Here is an 18,288-nt window from a genome sequence, read left to right on the forward strand (position 1 = left end):
AGGCTGCGGTCATCCAGCGCCATGCCCACCGCATCGCGACCTGAGGCTTCCGGGCCGGTCTCCGGGCTTGCCGCCGGGTGGCCTGGGGCCACCGTCCAGGCGCCTTCCCATGCCTGCGGCACAGTGGCGGTGTAGCCTGGAACTGACGTGCTTACCGTTGCGGGGGCAGCGCCGGCCTGGCGTGGAATCACGCGTCACCGGCTTCCCGTTTCAACCTGCCGGCCACGGCCGCAGGTCACCTGGAAGTGCGCGCAGTCTACGGCATCGCAGGCGGCCCGTAGCGCCGCGCGTGCTCGACTGCCTTTGCCGTGCCTTTAGAATGGCCCCTTGATCCCGTGGTGCCGTTGCCGATGTCCGCCTGTTTTCCGCTGTTCCCGCGTCGCCTGTACAGGACGCGCGCATGATCCTCGACCTGGTCCGCCATGCCGGCAACGGTCGCGATGAGTTCCTCGATGGCCGCAGCGATCCACCGCAGCTGGCCCGCCTGCCGCAGGAACTGGTCGACGCCTACGCCGCGCAGCCCTGGGAGCGGGTGATCAGTTCGCCACGGCTGCGCTCGCTGCACACGGCGATGGCCCTGGCCACCCCGCGTGGGCTGGACGTGGAAGCGGACGAGGAATGGGAAGAGCTGGATTTCGGCGATTGGGACGGGCAGTCGCTGTTCGACCTGCCGGAGGATGCACTGGCGGCCTTCCACGCCGATCCGCATGCATTCCCGCCGCCCAACGGCGAAAGCTGGGGCCACTTTGAACGGCGCATCGCGCGCGCGCTCGATCGCCTGCTCGATGAGGACGATCCGGTGCCGACGCTGGTGGTCAGCCATGGTGGCCCGCTGCGCATGGTGCTGTCGCAGGTCTGCGGCCTGCCAATGTCGTTGTGCTGGGCCCTGCGCATCGACCACGGCACGCGCCTGCGGGTGTGGCTGGAACGCGGTGAGGTCGGGCTGGTGGGCGAGCTGCTGGAGCTGCAGCAGCCCTGATCTGCTCTTGTAGAGCCGAGCCATGCTCGGCTGCACTTCGATCAGAACAGCCAGCCTAGCGTGGGCTCGGCGCTACAGAAGGGCGCGGCTCAATCCTCGTCCGCGCCCTCGGCAACGCTGTCTTCAGCGTCATCGTCGGCATCGAAGCGCTGCTCATGTACCGGGCCCGACGCCGGGCCGGCCGCCTTCAGCGGATGCGCGGCGATGCGTGCTTCGTAATCCTGCACCAGCGCATCGCGCTGCGGCTCGCTCAGTTCCTGCCAGTGGCAGTCCAGCAGCGCGCCTTCCAGGGAATACAGCAGGTTCAGGCTGGGCTTGAAGCCCGCGCGCTTGACCTTGACGAAGGCGCCCACGGCACCGATCGCAACCAGGTCTTCGCGGCTGCGCAGGCCGACCTGGCGCAGCCACGCCGCACTTTTCGGGCCGATGTTGCGCAGCTTCGGTGCGCTCATCCCAGCGCCTCGACGAACACGCGGGCGATGGCTTCCAGGCCGGCCTGGTCGTCGGCATCGAAGCGTCCGACCTTCGGGCTGTCGATATCGAACACGCCGATCAGTTCATCACCGCGCAGCAGCGGCACCACCAGCTCCGAACGCGAGGCAGAATCGCAGGCGATGTGGCCGGGGAAGGCATCGACGTCGTCCACGCGCTGGGTCACGCGCTGGCTGGCGGCGGCACCACACACGCCCTTGTCCAGCGGAATGCGCACGCAGGCCGGCAGGCCCTGGAACGGGCCGACCACCAGCTCCTTGCCGTCGTACAGGTAGAAGCCCACCCAGTTCAGGTCGGGCAGGGCGTGGTAGACCAGTGCCGAGAGGTTGGCCGCGTTGGCGATGCGGTCGGACTCGGCGTAGACCAGGCCACGGGCCTGTTCCAGCAGCTGGGCGTATTGTTCCGGCTTGCTGCCGGTGAGCGAGGCATTGGCGAACATGCCTGCAGTCTAGCAAGCGCGCCGGGCCGGCGATAATGCACGCACTGTTGCCCTGTTGGAGCCCATCGATGCCGTTGCCCGCTACGCTGCCGCCCGCCCTGTTCGTTACCGGCACCGACACCGAAATCGGCAAGACCGCGGCCAGCACCGCGCTGCTGCATGCACTGCGCCAGCGTGGCCTGCGCGCGGTGGGCATGAAGCCCGTGGCCAGCGGCAGCGAGGATCTGGGGCAGGGCCTGCGCAACGAAGACGCATTGGCGCTGCAGGCGGCCAGCTGGCCGGTACCGGACTATGCCGATCTGAACCCGTATGCGTTGCGCCAGCCGCTGGCACCGGAGCTGGCCGCTGCCGAGGACGGCGTGCAGGTGGCGCTGGCGCCGATCGTGGCCGCGTTCGAGCGTCTGCGCGCGCAGGCCGATGTGGTGGTGGTGGAGGGTGTTGGCGGTTGGCTGGCGCCGGTCTCGGCCACGCTGGATCAGCTCGACCTGGTGCGCGCGCTGAAGTTGCCGGTGCTGCTGGTGGTGGGCATGCGGCTGGGCTGCGTCAACCACGCGCGATTGACCGCGCAGTCGCTGCAGGCCAGCGGCGTGGAGTGCCTGGGCTGGATCGGCAACCACATCGACCCGGCGATGCAGCGGCAGGATGAAAACTTCGCCACGCTGCGGCAGCGCCTGCCGATGCCGTGCTGGGGGCGGCTGCCGCATCTTCCGGGGGCGGATGGCGAAGCGCTGAGCGCGCACCTGCTCGACGCCTGAATTGCTGAAACGCGAAATCGATGCCGGAGAGGGTAGAGTCGACTGTCAGTCGACTCGCGCGCGCAGCGCGGGATTTTCGGGCATCCGGTGAAGAGCAGTCGACTAACAGTCGACTCTACCTATCAATCAGCCCGCGCCAGCTCCCGCGCAATCGCACCCAGCCGCTCCACCGCGCCGATGAAGCGCGCATCCAGCGTCTGGCAGCACGACAGCCGCAGGCAATGCCGGTAGCGCGCGCCGCGCGAATACACCTGGCCGGGCATGAACACGATATCCTCCTGCAGTGCACGCTCGAACAGCTCGCGCGTATCCACGCCCGGCAGTTCCAGCCACAGCAGGAACCCGCCCTGTGGTTCGGTGGCGCGGGTACCGGGCGGGAAATGTTCGGCCACCAGCTGGCGCAGCCGCCCCACCTGTTCGCGATACAGACGACGCATGCGATGCAGGTGGTGCTCGTAGCTGCCCGCTTCCAGGTACGCGGCCACTGCATCGCCGAGCAGCTGCGGCTCGCCGCCGGTGGACTGGAATTTCAGCAGCGCGATGCGCTCGGCGAAGCGGCCGCCATCCAGCCAGCCGATGCGGTAATCCGGCGCCAGCGTCTTGGAGAAACCACCGACCACCATCACCCAGCCGTCGCGATCAAAGGCCTTCAGCAGGGGCGCCGGCGGTTCGCAGAACTGCAGTTCGGCGTAAACCGCATCCTCGATCAGCGGCAGTTGCCGTGCGTTGACCAGCTCGGCCAGGCGTTGCTTGGCCGCTGTCGGCATGGTGCAGCCCAGCGGGTTGTGCACGGTCGGCATCACCACCAGTGCGGCCAGCGGCGTGTGCTCGAGCAGCGCATCCAGCGCATCCACGTCGAGCCCGTGCTGCGGGTGTGTGGGCAGTTCGATGGCCTGCAGGCCCAGGTTGGCCAACAACGGGTAGAGGTTGAAGTAGGACGGCGCCTCGATGCCCACCGCATCACCTGGCTGGGTGACTGCACGCAACGCCAGCTGCAGCGCTTCCATTGCACCGTGGGTCAGCAGCAGGCGCTCGGCGTGGGTGTGCAGGCCCATGCGCGGACCACGGCGCACGATCTGCGCCAGCAGCCGCGGCGAACCATTCGGGCGCGCGTAGGTCTCCACCGTCTGCTGGCCATGGCGCAGTACCTGCGCGGTGTGCCTGGCCAACTGCGCGCCGGGGTAGAACTGGCGACCGCGCGGGCCGGCGAAGGCCAGGTCGATCACGCCGGGGCGACGTTGTGCCTCCAGTACCCGGGCCATCAGCACCTGCTGCAGTGGTGCGGTGGGCGCGGACGGGGTGTCACGCAGCGAACGTTCCGGCACCGACAGTCGTGGCGCCACCTCGAAACCGGCCTTGGGCCGCGGAATCACCAGGCCGGCGTCCTCCAGCTGGCGATAGGCGGCAATCACCGTGTTCAGGCTGAGCCTGCGCTGCAGGGCCATCTGTCGCAGCGAGGGCAGGCGGCTGCCTACTGGAAGCCGGCCGCCGTGGATGGCCTCGGCCAGTTCGTCGGACAGCCGTTGGTAGCGGGGTGGGATCATCGCGCTCTGGTCATCTGTATCCATCGAATTTCCCGCCATCTGGTGCTGTACCCATGATGATGGCGAGACTAGCATGTCGTTGTCGGCCGGGCCTGATCGGGGTGCGGCCGATACTTCCCAAGCGCACGGCTGGATGGCCGTGCGTCTTTTTTTTGTGTGTAGAGCCGAGCATCGATCAGCCCTAGGGGAAATGCCGTCAGCGCATCGGCACCAGCGCCGCATCGCGCCGGTACAACGCCGGGAACTGCTTGCCCAGCGCGGCCAGCTTCGGTGCGTCGTAGTAGCGGATGTAGGCCGCCTGCGGGTAGTTCGTCATGTAGTTCTGGTGGTAGCTCTCGGCCGGGTAGAAGTGCTGGCCGCTGACCAGCTGGGTGACGATCGGCGCACGGTAGCTGCCGGTCTGGCCGAGCTGGGCAATGTAGGCGCGGCTGGCAGCCTGCTGGCGTGCGTCGTCAGTGAAAATCGCCGATCGGTACTGGCTGCCGTGGTCCGGCCCCTGGCGGTTGAGCTGGGTCGGGTCGTGCACTACCGAGAAGAACACCTGCATCAGCTGCCCGTAGCTGACCTGGCGCGGGTCGTAGTCGATTTTCACCGCTTCTGCGTGACCGGTACGTCCGCTACTGACGCGCTCGTAGCGTGCATCGGCGCCGCTGCCACCGATGTAGCCGGACACCGCATTGCTCACGCCTTTGACGTGCTGGAACACACCCTGCACGCCCCAGAAGCAACCACCGGCGAACACCACGCTGGCGTGGGGGGCGTCATCGCGGAACGCGGCGTCGCCCGTGGGTGCCGGTAGTGCCTGGGTCTGCGCGCTGGCTTCGAGCGGTGCCGCGATGGCGCCGTGGTCAACGAGTAGCACACCGGCGATCAATGCCGTGGCCACCAGACCTGCAACACCGGCGGCGATGCCCTGTTCAAAGGAGAGTTTCATCGTGTCCTCCCGGTTCAACCGAAGGTGAAGGCATAGGCCTGCACGCCCGCGTCGAGGAACTCGATCTCGAAGCGGTGCGGGCCGACCGTGCCGCGTTGGCGCACCAGCTGGTACAGACGGTGCTCGTTGACCACACCGCTGCCATCGGCACCGACATCGCTGCCGGCATCGGCGGCAGGCAGTGGCTTGCCGTCCAACAACACGCGGAAGCGCACCGGCTTTCCTTCCTGGGTCGGCGCCAGCACCAGGTGCAGGTCGCGCGCATGGAACTGGAAGGCGATGCGGCCACCGGCCTGCTGCAACTGCGCAGCCTCGTCGGTGACGGTCCAGCGCCCCGACAGTCCCCACTGGTTCAACGCCAGGGTGGCCGGCAAGGTGTAGTCGAATGCCGCATCGTTGCGCTGCCCGCCGGGCGAGGCGAACTGCTCGGCGCGGGCGTGGCCCAGATAGGTTTCCGGTGAGCGCAGATTGCCCATGTCGGCCTGCGCGGCCACGCCCTTCAGGTCGGCGGCAGCGGGATCGGCCGGTGGTGGCAGATTCGTCTGTCCGGCTTCGGTCAGCAGTCGACGGATCATCTGTTCCGAGCGCGCGTAGTTGCCTTCGCCGAACTGGTGGCCGCGGATGTTGCCCTGCGCGTCGACGAAGTACTGCGCCGGCCAGTAGCGGTTGTTGAACGCACGCCAGATCGTGTACTGGTTGTCGAGCGCTACCGGGTACTCGACCTTGAGTTGCTGCACGGCCTTCATCACATTGCGCGGGTCACGTTCGAAGGCGAACTCCGGCGTGTGCACGCCGACCACCACCAGGCCGTGGTCACGGTAGCGGCGTTCCCATTCGTGCACGAACGGCATCGCGCGCAGGCAGTTGATGCAGGAGTACGTCCAGAAATCGACCAGTACCACCTTGCCGCGCAGCTGCTGGGCCGTCAGCGGTGGGCTGTTGAGCCAGCCGGTGGCGCCGTCCAGCGCGGGCAGGGTGCCTTCCACCGGCAGCGGTGCATCGGCTGCGGCGTTGGCACCGGCCATCATCATCATCGGCGGTGCCGCCGGCTGCGCGCCGGGTACCGCATCCAGCAGACCCTGCTCGATGCGTGCGGTGCTGACCGTCGAAAGACGGGTGAGCAGGCCGGTATCCCAGCCCAGACCAATCGCCACCACCGCCAGCAGTGCGGCTACGCCCAGCACCTTGCGCAGTGCGTCGCCGAGGCCAAGCCGCGCCTGCAGCGCACGGAACACGCGGCCGCCCACCCACACCGCCAGTGCCAGCGCGGTGATCGCGCCCAGCGCATACGCCAGCAGCAGGGTGCTGGTGCCGACGCTGGCACCGTGCAGGGCGGCGCCGGTCAGCACCAGGCCGAGGATCGGCCCGGCGCACGGTGCCCACAGCAGGCCAGTGGCGATGCCGATCAGCAGCGAGGTCCATGCGCCGCCACGCCCGGCGGCATCGGCCGCATCGGCGCGCGCGCTCAGCCGTGCGCCCACCCGCTGGAACGGTGCCAGCAGATGGTCGGCCAGTCGTGGCCACAGCAGGGCGACTGCGAACAACGCCATCAGCAGCAGGGCGATCCAGCGTCCAACCTGGTTGGCCTGCGCCACCCATTGGCTGCCCACCGCGGCCAGGCTGGCGACCACGGTGAAGGTCAGTGCCATGCCCAGCAGCAACGGCAGCGTGCTGCGCAGGAACGGGCGGTCGGCACGCGCGAACACGAACGGCAGCACCGGCAGGATGCAGGGGCTGAGCAGGGTCAGCGCGCCCCCGAGGTAGGCAAGCAGCAACAGCAGCATCGTCAGGCTCCGGAAGCAGGGGAAGAACCGACCGGCACCCGCCAGCCGTCGGCGGTGCCATCCGTGGCGCCGGGAACGAATACCATCGCCGCACCGTTCATGCAGTAGCGCAGCCCGGTCGGGCGCGGACCATCGTTGAACACATGGCCGAGGTGGCCGCCACAGCGGCGGCAGTGCACCTCCACCCGCAGCATCCCGAAGGTGACGTCCCGGTCTTCGCCGATGGCGTTGTGCAGCGGCGCCCAGAAGCTGGGCCAGCCGGTACCGCTCTCGAACTTGGTGGACGAGGAGAACAGCGGCAGCGCACAACCGGCGCAGGCGAAGGTGCCCTGGCGGTGTTCCTTGTTGAGCGGGCTGCTGTAGGGGCGCTCGGTGGCCTGCTGGCGCAGTACGGCGTACTGCGCCGGGGTCAGCTGCCGGCGCCACTGTGCATCGCTGTGCATGACCTCGAACTGTCGCGACGGGCGCGCTTCGGCGGCCGCCGGGGCGGCGCGGCTGCAGGCCCCCAGGCCGAACAGGCCGGCGGCGGTGGCAACACCGCCCAGGCCCAGCAGATGGCGGCGGGACAGGGACATGGCGGACTCCGGGAAGGGGCGACGGGGCCATGCTGCGCCCGCCCGGGTCAACGAATCCTCACGCAGGATTCAATTTTTCGTGAGGTATCGACGGCCGTCCCGCGCCACAATGCGGGCAGCCTCCCCACTGGCCCCGAGCTGCCGATGTCGACCAAACGCGTGCTGATCGTTGAAGACGACGCCCACATCGCCGACCTGCTGCGCATGCACCTGGGCGATGAGGGCTACGACGTCGCCCACGCCGCCAGCGGCGATGCCGGCCTGCGCCTGCTTGAGCAGGAAGGGCCATGGGATGCGCTGGTGCTGGACGTGATGCTGCCCGGCGTGGACGGCCTGCAGGTCTGCCAGCGTGCACGCGCGATGGCGCGTTATGTGCCGATCATCATCATCAGTGCGCGTGGCAGCGAAACGCAGCGCATCGTTGGCCTGGAACTGGGTGCGGATGACTACCTGGCAAAGCCCTTCTCGATGCCGGAACTGGTGGCCCGCGTGCGTGCGCTGCTGCGCCGGGCCGAGGCGATGGCGCAGAGCGCGCGCATCGATGCCGGTGCGATCGAGCTGGGCGGGCTGCAGCTGGACCCGGTCGCGCGCACCGCTTCGGTGGATGGCAACGCGCTGGAACTGACCCCGCGTGAGTTCGACCTGCTGTTGTTCTTTGCCCGTCATCCGGACCAGGTGTTCGCGCGCATGGAGCTGCTCAACCAGGTATGGGGCTACCAGCACGACGGTTACGAGCACACGGTCAACACCCACATCAATCGGCTGCGCAGCAAGATCGAGCCGGACCCGGCCAACCCGCGGCGGCTGCTGACGGTGTGGGGGCGCGGCTACAAGCTGGTCGATCCGGCCGGGGCGGCGGCATGATCAAGCCGAACCTGTGGCAGAAGCTGGCAGCGGTGATCGCCGCGCTGATGCTGATGTGCTGCATGGCGCTGCTGGCACTGCAGATGCGTGCCAACACCCGCCACGAGCAGGAGGTGGTGCAGCGGCTGTCGCTGGGCCTGGCCGAGCACATCGCCCAGCGCAGCGAGCTGATGGATACCAGCGGCATGCGCGATGCCGCGGTGCGCGCGCTGTTCGGCCAGTTGATGGCGGTCAATCCCAGCGTCGAGGTCTACCTGCTGGACGACCAGGGTCGCATCCTTGGCCACGATGCACCCAGTGGGCACCTGGTGCGCAACCGGGTGGACGTGGCGCCGCTGCGTCGCCTGCTGGCCGGTGCGCCGTTGCCGATCCTCGGCGATGACCCGCGCAGCGCGGATGGCCGCAAGGTGTTCAGTGCAGCACCGCTGATCGTGCAGGGCCGGCAGGCCGGCTATGTGTACGTGGTGCTGGTCGGCGAGCACCGGCAGATGCTGGCCGACGATCTTGCCGCCGGCAGCCAGTGGAACACCACCTGGTGGTCGGTGGTGCTGGTCGGCAGCCTGGGCCTGCTGGCCGGGCTGGTGGCGTTCTACTGGGTGACCCGCCCGCTGCGACGGCTGACCCGGCGCATCCAGGCGTTCGACATCGACGCACCCACGCCATTGCCGCCGCCGGAGCCGCTGCGCCCCGGCGAGCGCGACGAACTGGTGATCCTCGAACACGCGCACGCACAGATGGCGCAGCGGCTGGGTGAGCAGTGGCAGCAGCTGCGCCAGCAGGACCTGCAGCGCCGCGAGCTGGTCGCCAACATCTCGCACGACCTGCGTACGCCGTTGTCGTCACTGCACGGCTACCTGGAAACGCTGGCATTGAAGGACGCCGCACTGTCGCCGGATGAGCGCCGCCGCTACCTCGGTATCGCGCTGGCGCAGAGCGCCAAGGTTGGCCGGCTGGCGCGTGCGCTGTTTGAGCTGGCGCGGCTGGAACATGGCGAAGTGCGCCTGGAGTGGGAAGTGTTCGCGCTGCCGGAACTGCTGCAGGACGTACTGCAGAAGTTCGAGCTGGCCGCGCAGGCGCGCAACCAGCGCCTGCACGCCGGGTTCCCGCCGGGCCTGCCGCTGGTGCGTGCCGATCTAGGCCTGGTCGAGCGGGTGCTGACCAACCTGCTCGACAACGCGTTGCGGCATGCGCCGGAGGGTGGCTGGATCGAGGTGTGCCTGCGCGCGACGCCGGACAGCGTTGAGGTGAGTGTTGCCGACGACGGCCCCGGCGTAGCCCCCGCGCTGCGTGCGCAGCTGTTCCAGGCGCCGGCCGCGCTGGGCGCACGACGCGGTGACAACGGTGGCCTCGGCTTGCTGATCGTGCAGCGCATCGTGCAGCTGCATGGGCGCCGGATCGAACTGCGCGACAGCGAGCGGGGTGCGCTGTTCGTGTTTGCCTTGCCGCGCGCGGAACCGGCGGTCTAGCAGGTCGTCTCGCTCTCCACGGCACCGCCGCTTTCCAGTGGCAGGTGCAGGCGGATGCAGGCACCGCCCAGTTCGGAGTCGATCACTTCAACGTGGCCGCCATGCTTGTCGGCCACCACCTGCACCAGCGCCAGGCCGAGGCCGAAACCGGGGCTGCCCGGATCCAGCCGCACATAGGGTTGCAGCACCTGGCCGCGCAGTTCGGGCGCGATGCCGGGGCCGTCGTCCTCCACCTGCAGGCACAGCCAGCCATCGTTGACGGTGCTGGCGATGCGGATCTGCCGCCGCGCGTAGCGCAGGGCATTGCCGAGCAGGTTGCGCAACGCCAGTTCCAGCATGTGCCGGTTGACGTTGACCAGCCCTGCCGGCGACAGCGCCTGCTGCACGGGCATCGGCAGCGGCGCGAACTGGGCCACCACGCCGCGCACCAGTGCCGCCAGCTGCAGGCGCTGGCGGGTCAGCTGGTGACAGCGACCGAGTGCGGCGTACTCGACGCCGGCGTCGGTGAGGTGCTGCAGCCGATCGACATCGGTGCGCAGGCCGCCCAGCGCATCGCGCTGTATCTCGTCCAGCGCAGTGTCCTCCAGGTCGGCCAGGCCGAAGCGCATCCGTGCCAGCGGCGTGCGGACCTCGTGTGCCACCGCCTGGGCCAGCACGCGCTGGCTTTCCAGCAGCTGCTGCAGCTGCTCGGCCATGTGATTGAAGGCATTGGCCAGCGGCCGCACCAGCGCGGTGCCGGCGCGTGGCGCGCGCGTGTCCAGCTGGCCGTCGCGCATCTGCCGGGCGGCCTGGGCCAGCTGCGAGACGTCGCGCCACAGGCGGTAGACCATCACGTACATCGGCAGCGCCACGGCCACCATCAGGATCAGCAGCAGGATCGCCACGCCGGACACTTCGCTGTCCTGCCACCCCTCATCGGGCAGTGCTTCGTCCAGTGGCCCCAGCATCACGGCATAGTCGCTGTCACCGATCCGCTGCAGGCTGCGCATGTGTTCGAGGTCGATCTGCACCCGGCCGTTGTTGAGCGGCGGTCGCTGGCTGGCCGACAGCTCCTTTTCCGCCTCGGCCAGCGGCACCATCCGCAGGGCATAGGCGAAGTCGGCGTCGAGCCCGCGTGCCAGCGCCGGCCATTGCTCGCGCGGTGTTTCCGCGAAGCGTTGCTGCAGCAGCGCATGGGTGCCACGCATCTCGGCCAGCAGGCTGGCTTCGGTGCGGTCTTCCAGCAGCGCATCCCAGGCCCACAGGCCCAGCACGATCAGCAGCAGGTGGGCGACCAGGAAGCCGATGCCGTAGCGCAGGAAGTGGAAGGCGTGGCCGCGCATCGCCGAAGGCGTGCGCTTCATCCCCATGCCGAGCGGCTGAACAGGTAGCCGCGTCCACGCACGGTCTTGATCCGCTCCGGTTGTTCAGGGTTGTCGCCCAGCTTGCGGCGCAGGCGCGAGATGCGTGCATCGATCGAACGGTCCAGGCCATCAAAGGCGATGCCACGCAGGCCGCGCAGCAGTGCATCGCGGTCCAGGATCTGGCCGGCGTTGCTGGCCAGCAGGAACAGCAGGTCGAACTCGGCCGTGGTCAGCTCCAGCAGGCCGCCCTGCAGGTGCACATTGCGGGTGGACGGGTCGATGTTCAGCTCGCCGAAGCGCAGGCTGCCGTCGCGCGGTTCGACCCGGCGATGGCGGCGCAGGTGCGCACGCAGGCGGGCCAGCAGCACCCGCGGTTCGATGGGTTTGCCGATGTAATCGTCGGCCCCCAGCTCCAGTCCCAGCACCTGGTCGATGTTGTCGGTGCGGGCGGTCAGCACACAGATGATGCCGTCATAGTGGGGCCGGATCTGCCGACACACTTCGAAACCATCCTGGTCGGGCAGGCCGACATCGAGCAGGACCAGGGCCGGCTTCTCGGCCAGGATCCGGGCCACCGCGCGCTCACCACTGCGCTCATGGGCCACCTGGTAGCCATGCCGCTGCAGATAGTCGCTGACCATCGTACCCAGGCGGGCATCGTCTTCGACCAGTACGATATCCAGCATTTTCAAGGCCTCCGTGGGGCATACGTACCGCCACGGCACGAGCGCGGCGATGCTATCCCAGCCTTCGGGCCACCCGGGTCCAGGGGGCGGGCGCCATTCAGCCGGGGTTGCTGGCGCGCGGGCCGGGCCTCAGGCCTGGCAACAACTTGGCGTCCAGCATAGCTTGTTGCCGTTACAAAACGTTACCTTCGTGATACGTCTGGTGACCATCGCTGACAGCAAAGCGACTGACGCGGGGCAGGTGCGGCGCCGAGCATGGAGTCTCCTCCGCTCCGCGTGCCGTTCCCATGTCGCCCGCCGCCCCCTGCCTGCTGAACCCGTCCCGCCGCTGCCGCTGCGGAGGTGCCCGATGAGCGGCGTGGTCGGCGCCTGGCTGCCCCCCGCCGAGGACGAACAGCTGCTGCAGCAGCTGGCGCCGATGCTGCGCGCCCTGCAGCAGCGCGGCCGGGGCCGCATCGGCTACTGGACCGACGCCGAGGCCGGCCTCGCGCTGGGCCACTGCCGGGCACCCACCGATACGCCGTTGCAGCCGCTGAGCTCGGACTGCGGCCGTTACGTGCTGTGCCTGGACGGCCGGCTGTACAACCGTGGCGACCTGCAGGCGCAGCTGCGCGATCTGCCGCGCAGCTGCAGTGATGCCCGGCTGCTGCTGCAGGCGATCGTTGAATGGGGCGTGGAGCGCGCGCTGTCGCGTGTCGAAGGCGCCTTCGGTTTCAGCGTATGGGACCGTGAGTCGCGCGCGTTGTGGCTGGCGCGTGATCCGGTCGGTGAGCGGCCGCTGTACTACGGCTGGTTCCAGGGCCAGTTCCTGTTCGCCTCGGAAATGAAGGCGCTGCAGGCCTTCGCCGGCTTCGCGCCGAGCATCGACCAGGATGCGCTGAGCCTGCTGCTGCGCCACGACTATGTGCCGGCGCCGCACACCATCTACCGGGGCATCCACAAGCTGGTGGCCGGCGCGGTGCTGCGCGTCGATCTGGATGACCACGCTGCCGGCGGTTCCAGCCAGGCGACGGAAGGGGGGACGCGCTACTGGTGTGCACGCGATGCGATGCAGCGTGCGCTGCAGGAGCCCCTGCAGCCAACGCCGAGCCTGGAACAGGCCACCGACCAGCTGGAAGCCGTACTGCAGAAGGCCATTGCCGCACGCATGCATTCGCCATTGGCGTGTGGCGCGTTCCTGTCCGGCGGCACCGACTCGTCGCTGGTGACCGCGATGATGCAGGCCCAATCGACCTTGCCGATCGAGGCGTGGACGGTCGGTTTCGACGATCCCGGCCATGACGAAAGCGATTGGGCCTCGCAGGTCGCGCGCCATCTGGGCGTGCAGCATCATCTGCACCGGATGGATGCGCGGCAGGGCCTGGACCTGCTGCAGCGGCTGCCGCAGGTCTGGTGCGAGCCGTTCGCTGATGCCTCGCAGCTGCCGACCCTGCTGGCCAGTGAACTGCTGGGTGCGCGCAAGCCGGTGGCGCTGACCGGTGACGGCGGCGATGAGCTGTTCTTCGGTCACCCGAGCTATGGCCGCGCGCTGCGCAATGCACGCCTGTGCGGTGGCCTGCCGGACTGGGTGCGCGACCTGGCGCGGCGCAGCGGCAACCGCATGAACGTGGAGCGTGGCCGCCTCGGCGGTTGGCGTGCGCTGGTGGCCGAGGTCGCTGCCAACGATGTGGAAGGGCATTACCTGCAGCGGGTCACCCGCTGGCGCCAGCCGGCGCAGGTGGTGCTGGGCGCGCGCGAACCGATCACGATCTTCCAGCAGCAGGACACTGCGCTGCCGGCCGAGGCGCGTATCCAGCTGCTGGATTTCCGCATGGACCTGGCCGAGGGCATTCTCGCCAAGGTCGATCGTGCCGGCATGGCAGCGGGCGTTGAAACGCGTGCGCCGCTGCTGGACATGGAGGTGGTGCGCTTGGCCTGGCGCCTGCCGCAGCATCTGAAGTACCACGACGGCGAGCACAAGCGGATTCTCAAGCACCTGCTGGCACGCTACCTGCCCGAGCCGCTGGTGTACCGCCCCAAGCGCGGTTTCGGTCCGCCGATGGCACGTTGGTTGGCAGGCCCGCTGCGCGATTGGGCGGAGGCGCTGCTGGATCCGCAGCTGCTGCGCAACCAGGGCTGCTTCGATGCGGCGCGCGTGCGCGGTATCTGGGAAGCGTTCCTGCGCGGCGAGCGCAAGTGGCACACGCACCTGTGGAACGTGCTGATGTTCCAGGCGTGGCACCAGCACTGGCACGGTGGTCGCGGGCGTTGAGCCGTTTCAGCTTGGCGTGTGGCGGATTCATTCTGCGTGGTGCAGGGCGGATGCCCTTGCGTACGAATGTCCTCCGGCGCCGGCCGTTGGCCGTCGCCTCCCCCTTTACTTCGTACGCAAGGGCATCCGCCCTGCGCTCGAAATCTATCGGCGCCTCATTGAAGGCAGATTGCTCGCAGCCTTACCCACCGCAAGCCGAGCCTCGTCGGGGTGGGTAGGGGTTTGGGCAAAGTAAAGGAGGAGGTGACGGCCAACGGCCGGCGCCGGGGGACATTTGCCCAGGCCCCTGCCTGCCCCGGCGGGGCCCATCAGCTCGCAGGAAATCCAGACGAGGAAGCGCTCTTCAATCCAGACAACGGGCAAAAAAAGACCCGGCAGAGGGAGGGATCTGCCGGGTCCGGATTGCGTGGGGGGAGGGACCCACGCAATGAGCGTTGCGTCGCGTCAGTGGTTGTTCGCGTCCGCCGTTGATTCGTTGTAGCCCTGTGCCAGTTCGGACCAGGCCTTGCTGGCCTGCAGGCCGAGCCCGACCATGTCCTGCTGGGCCTGACCCAGCCGCTGCAGGTTGTCCTGCCACAGTTGCGCGCCCTTGGAGAGCGTACCGGCCGCGTCTTCACTGCGGGCCAGCTCGCCCAGCCAGCCGCTGGTCGCGGTCAGGTTGCGCTCCATCACCTTCAGCTGCACGCCGAACATGCTTTCCGCGTTCTCCAACGCCAACCGGTTCGCGCGCGTTGCCGCGGCGGCGAGCTGGCGGGTGGCATCACTGAAGCGATCGCTGAAGGCGGCGGCCATGGGGCATCAGGAAGTGGCTTGATGCATTGCAGCATACGCCCTTGATGCCGCATTGCAACAAAAATAACAAAGGCGCCCAAGGCGCCTTTGAAAAACCTTTCAGATCAATGGGTTGATCAGATCTCGGGGCCGCGGTAGCGGCAGCCCGACGTGCAGGTTTCGTGCACGGTGATCTCGCTCAGCGCTGGCAGGCTGGGCTTGAGCTCGTTCCAGATCCACACCGCCAGGTTCTCGCTGGTCGGATTCTCCAGGCCGGGGATGTCATTGAGGTAGTGATGGTCCAGGCGGTCGTAGATCGGCTGGAAGGCCGCCTTCACGTCGCCGAAGTCCATGATCCAGCCGGTCTGCGCACCCGGCTCGCCCTCGACCTTCAGTTCCACCCGGAACGAGTGGCCGTGCAGGCGCGCGCACTTGTGCCCCGGCGGCACGTTGGGGAGGCGGTGCGCCGCCTCGAGCATGAAGACTTTGAAGATTTCCATGGCGCGATTGTACGCCGTGGGCGGTTCGGCAGCCTGAGCGGATGTTGGGCTTCCGTGAAGTAACTCTTTCCATCCGGATGAAGAGATGATAGTTTCTCTTATATCCGTATGAAGAGATGTTATTGGCCGGACCCCGGCCAGGCATGGACTACTGCGGAACTTCGTCGTCCTTACCACCTCCCCACATCGTCATGCCCAAGCACACCCTGCTCGTGGCGGCCCTGGCCGTCGCTCTGGCCGCGCCTTTGCCTGCCGCCGCCGAAACCTCCGCCGACGCCAGTGGCGAAGCCAGCACCCTGGCCGCCGTGCGCGTCACCGGTTCCAACATCAAGCGTACCGACACCGAGGCCTCCAACCCGGTGCAGGTGATCGGCCGGCAGCAGCTGGAACAGACCGGCAAGGCCACCGTGGCCGATGTGCTGCGTTCGATCTCGGCCAACACCGGCAACGCCAGCAACGAAACCACCAACAACGGCTGGGCGTCCGGCTCGGCCGGCATCGGCCTGCGCGGCCTGTCGCAGAAAAACACGCTGGTGCTGCTCAACGGCCGCCGCCTGGCCAACTATGGCTTCCCGGCCGGCGGCCTGTCCGACACCTTCGTCGATCTCAACGCGCTGCCGCTGGTGGCCGTCGAGCGCATCGAAGTGCTCAAGGACGGCGCCTCGGCGGTGTACGGCTCCGATGCCGTGGCCGGCGTGGTCAACATCATCACCCGGCAGAACTTCGAAGGCGCCGAGATCGGCGGCAGCTTCGGCGGTGCCGACCAGGGCGGCCTGCACGAGCAGAACCTGAAGTTCGTCGGCGGCCTGGGTGATCTCGACACCGATGGCTACAACATCCTCTTCAGCCTGCAGGGGTACAACCGTGAGCGCCTGGACCAGGACGAACGCAACCTGACCAGGAGCGGCATCTACACCGACAAGCCGGGTGGCCGCTGGAACGGCTGGTCGGCCAAGGGTGCGCGCTACCTGGTCAACGGCGTGTCGGTACCGATGCTCGACGCCAACGGCAACTGCCCGGCCGGCACCACCCGCGTTGCCAGCGCGCCGATTGATGGCCTGTCCGGTGACACCTGCGGCTTCAACCAGGCGCCGTTCACCACGCTGATCCCCTCGACCAAGCGTTACCAGGCCTATGCCAACGGCACCTTCCGCCTGAACGACAACGTCGAGGCCTTCGGCGAAGTGCTGTACAGCCAGATCAAGAGCGCCGCGTGGTTCGGCAGCAGCCCGTTCTTCACCCTGGAGAGCGGCCGCTTCGCACTGAACGCCAACAGCGGCCTGGCCGAGCCGGTGTCGTCGCTGCTGCCGGCCAACAATCCGTACAACCCGTACGGCCGTGCGATCCCGATCGAGTACACGTTCTTCGACCTTGGCGGCACCATCAAGACCAACCGATCCACGGCCTATCGCGGCGTGTTCGGCCTGCGCGGTACCACCGCCAACTGGGACTGGGAAGTGGCTGCATTCGGTGCGCGCAGCAGCGAACGCGAGAGCGTGTCCGGCGGCTTCGCCAACCGCTGGGCGCTGGCCGATGCGCTGGCCACGGGCAGCTACAACCTGCTCAACCCGGCGGCGACGCCGCAGTCGGTGCGCGACTCGATCAACATCGCCACGCTGCGTCCGGCCGAATCCAAGCTGCAGGGCATCGATGCGAAGATTTCCGGCAGCCTGGGCCACACCTGGGCCGGCGAGATCGGCTTCGCTGCCGGTGCCGAGTGGCGCCGCGAGAAGCTTGATTCCAACAACCCATGGCAGATCGATGCCGGCCTGCAGGTGCGCCCGGCCATCGCCGAAGTGCACGGCAAGCGTCAGGTCAGTGCGGCCTATGCCGAAGTGAACGTGCCGCTGGCCTCGACGCTGGAGCTGTCCGCCGCCGCGCGTGCCGACCATTACGATGATTTCGGCGATGCCTTCTCGCCGAAGATCGGCCTGCGCTGGCAGCCGCTGGACTTCCTGCTGGTACGTGCATCGGCCTCGAAGGGCTTCCGTGCGCCGTCGCTGTCGGAGAACTCCAACAGCACCAGCATCGCCTACGGCAGCGTGGTCGACCCGCGTGATCCGGACGTGCCGGGCTCGCGGCAGAACCCGACCTTCTTCACCGTTGGCAACAACGAACTGAAGCCCGAGCGCACCAGGAGCGTGAACTTCGGCGTGGTGCTGTCGCCGTGGGCCAACACCAACCTGAGCGTGGACTACTACCGCATCCAGCTGGACAACCTGGTCGGCACCAACAACACCCAGACCCTGGTCAACGACAACGTGGCCGGCGCGGTGCAGCGCGATGAGCGTGGCAAGCTGCAGGCGGTCTACAACCGCTACCAGAACCTGAGCGAGCTGAAGACCTCGGGCATCGACGTCGAGCTGCGCCAGCGCATCCCGACCGCAGCACTGGGTGACTTCACCGTGTCCTCGGCCTACACCCACGTGCGCGACTACCGCCGCCCGACCGTGGTCGGCGGACCGCTGGTGGATTACGCCGGCAGCAACCTGGGCGCGACCCTGCCCAAGGACAAGGCCACCACCACGCTGGACTGGAAGTACGGTGATTTCAACGCCGCCGTGACTTGGTACTACACCAGCAGCTACCGCCAGGAAGCCAGCACCGCCGCCAAGGCCGTGCAGCAGCGCGTCGGCAGCTACAGCCAGTACGACCTGTACCTGGCCTACACCGGCATCGACAAGCTGACCGTGTACGCAAAAGTGCAGAACCTGGCCGACAAGACGCCGCCGTACGACGCCTCGTTCCCGGGCATCCGCGCGCCGTACGACTTCAGCCAGTACGACCTGCGTGGCCGCTACTTCACGCTGGGCTTCGATTACCGCTTCTGATCCATCCGCCGCGGCCGGTCACCTGAAGGGACCGGCCGCGCGACTGTCTGCCGTTGTGTTCCAGGGGAGTCACC

The 18,288-nt window shown here is 68.1% G+C and carries 16 protein-coding genes and 1 riboswitch; of the genes, 6 read left to right on the top strand and 10 right to left on the bottom strand.

Annotated features, from left to right (window positions below; all coding sequences use genetic code 11):
- Positions 1–35 precede the first annotated feature (35 nt).
- Positions 36–258, bottom strand: a riboswitch (cobalamin riboswitch).
- 142 nt (positions 259–400) lie between these two features.
- Positions 401–979, top strand: coding sequence for a histidine phosphatase family protein (locus AC5P8D_RS17305; protein ID WP_049453290.1), 579 nt, complete (start codon positions 401–403; stop codon positions 977–979).
- Between the two features lie 89 nt (positions 980–1,068).
- On the opposite strand, the gene AC5P8D_RS17310 is transcribed toward AC5P8D_RS17305, so the two are convergent.
- Complete coding sequence (locus AC5P8D_RS17310) at positions 1,069–1,431, bottom strand: TfoX/Sxy family protein (RefSeq protein ID WP_049453288.1); 363 nt, start codon at positions 1,429–1,431, stop codon at positions 1,069–1,071.
- A complete protein-coding gene (locus AC5P8D_RS17315; RefSeq protein ID WP_004140850.1) occupies positions 1,428–1,910 on the bottom strand; it encodes a GAF domain-containing protein in 483 nt (160 codons plus the stop codon). Before AC5P8D_RS17315 ends, AC5P8D_RS17310 begins: the two co-directional genes overlap by 4 nt.
- A 68-nt stretch (positions 1,911–1,978) precedes the next feature.
- Between AC5P8D_RS17315 and bioD the strand changes: the two genes are divergently transcribed.
- The gene (gene bioD / locus AC5P8D_RS17320) at positions 1,979–2,665 is read left to right on the top strand and encodes a dethiobiotin synthase (RefSeq protein WP_159359751.1); all 687 of its coding nucleotides are present in this window, start codon (positions 1,979–1,981) and stop codon (positions 2,663–2,665) included.
- A 122-nt stretch (positions 2,666–2,787) separates the two neighbouring features.
- Here bioD and AC5P8D_RS17325 read toward each other — a convergent pair whose 3' ends face one another.
- The 4 genes from AC5P8D_RS17325 to msrB form a co-directional block, all read right to left on the bottom strand.
- On the bottom strand, positions 2,788–4,233 hold the full coding sequence (locus AC5P8D_RS17325) for an aminotransferase-like domain-containing protein (protein WP_049410469.1): 1,446 nt from the start codon (positions 4,231–4,233) through the stop codon (positions 2,788–2,790).
- Between the two features lie 172 nt (positions 4,234–4,405).
- Positions 4,406–5,143 carry a peptide-methionine (S)-S-oxide reductase MsrA gene (gene msrA, locus AC5P8D_RS17330; RefSeq protein WP_010484097.1) on the bottom strand — a complete coding sequence of 246 codons (738 nt, stop codon included), beginning with the start codon at positions 5,141–5,143 and terminating at the stop codon, positions 4,406–4,408.
- A 14-nt stretch (positions 5,144–5,157) separates the two neighbouring features.
- Positions 5,158–6,927 (bottom strand): cytochrome c biogenesis protein DipZ, encoded by a 1,770-nt coding sequence (locus AC5P8D_RS17335; protein WP_191863302.1) that lies wholly within the window; start codon positions 6,925–6,927, stop codon positions 5,158–5,160.
- A gap of 2 nt (positions 6,928–6,929) precedes the next feature.
- Positions 6,930–7,502: a peptide-methionine (R)-S-oxide reductase MsrB gene (gene msrB, locus AC5P8D_RS17340; RefSeq protein WP_057503809.1), complete on the bottom strand. Its 573-nt coding sequence runs from the start codon at positions 7,500–7,502 to the stop codon at positions 6,930–6,932.
- 144 nt (positions 7,503–7,646) lie between these two features.
- Here msrB and AC5P8D_RS17345 point away from each other — a divergent pair, with 144 nt between their 5' ends.
- Both AC5P8D_RS17345 and AC5P8D_RS17350 read left to right on the top strand, forming a co-directional pair.
- A complete protein-coding gene (locus AC5P8D_RS17345; protein WP_005407947.1) occupies positions 7,647–8,366 on the top strand; it encodes a response regulator transcription factor in 720 nt (239 codons plus the stop codon).
- Entirely contained in the window at positions 8,363–9,832 is a 1,470-nt protein-coding gene (locus tag AC5P8D_RS17350; protein ID WP_329833679.1) for a sensor histidine kinase, read from the top strand. Before AC5P8D_RS17345 ends, AC5P8D_RS17350 begins: the two co-directional genes overlap by 4 nt.
- Here AC5P8D_RS17350 and AC5P8D_RS17355 read toward each other — a convergent pair.
- Together AC5P8D_RS17355 and AC5P8D_RS17360 are read right to left on the bottom strand one after the other, a co-directional pair.
- The gene (locus AC5P8D_RS17355) at positions 9,829–11,175 is read right to left on the bottom strand and encodes an ATP-binding protein (protein WP_019338005.1); all 1,347 of its coding nucleotides are present in this window, start codon (positions 11,173–11,175) and stop codon (positions 9,829–9,831) included. The genes AC5P8D_RS17350 and AC5P8D_RS17355 overlap by 4 nt on opposite strands.
- Positions 11,172–11,861 carry a winged helix-turn-helix domain-containing protein gene (locus AC5P8D_RS17360; protein ID WP_010484092.1) on the bottom strand — a complete coding sequence of 230 codons (690 nt, stop codon included), beginning with the start codon at positions 11,859–11,861 and terminating at the stop codon, positions 11,172–11,174. Before AC5P8D_RS17360 ends, AC5P8D_RS17355 begins: the two co-directional genes overlap by 4 nt.
- Before the next feature lie 349 nt (positions 11,862–12,210).
- On the opposite strand from AC5P8D_RS17360, the gene asnB reads away from it, so the two are divergent.
- Positions 12,211–14,112: an asparagine synthase (glutamine-hydrolyzing) gene (gene asnB, locus AC5P8D_RS17365; RefSeq protein ID WP_043398825.1), complete on the top strand. Its 1,902-nt coding sequence runs from the start codon at positions 12,211–12,213 to the stop codon at positions 14,110–14,112.
- Between the two features lie 444 nt (positions 14,113–14,556).
- On the opposite strand, the gene AC5P8D_RS17370 is transcribed toward asnB, so the two are convergent.
- Together AC5P8D_RS17370 and queD are read right to left on the bottom strand one after the other, a co-directional pair.
- Positions 14,557–14,904, bottom strand: coding sequence for a phasin family protein (locus tag AC5P8D_RS17370; RefSeq protein ID WP_019338007.1), 348 nt, complete (start codon positions 14,902–14,904; stop codon positions 14,557–14,559).
- Between the two features lie 116 nt (positions 14,905–15,020).
- Positions 15,021–15,383, bottom strand: a complete 363-nt coding sequence (gene queD / locus AC5P8D_RS17375; RefSeq protein ID WP_010484089.1) for a 6-carboxytetrahydropterin synthase QueD — start codon at positions 15,381–15,383, stop codon at positions 15,021–15,023.
- Positions 15,384–15,574: 191 nt separating this feature from the next.
- On the opposite strand from queD, the gene AC5P8D_RS17380 reads away from it, so the two are divergent.
- Positions 15,575–18,214 carry a TonB-dependent receptor plug domain-containing protein gene (locus tag AC5P8D_RS17380; protein WP_049453272.1) on the top strand — a complete coding sequence of 880 codons (2,640 nt, stop codon included), beginning with the start codon at positions 15,575–15,577 and terminating at the stop codon, positions 18,212–18,214.
- Positions 18,215–18,288: the final 74 nt, after the last annotated feature.

It is taken from the genome of Stenotrophomonas sp. YJH_SMC_101-4, assembly GCF_059370395.1.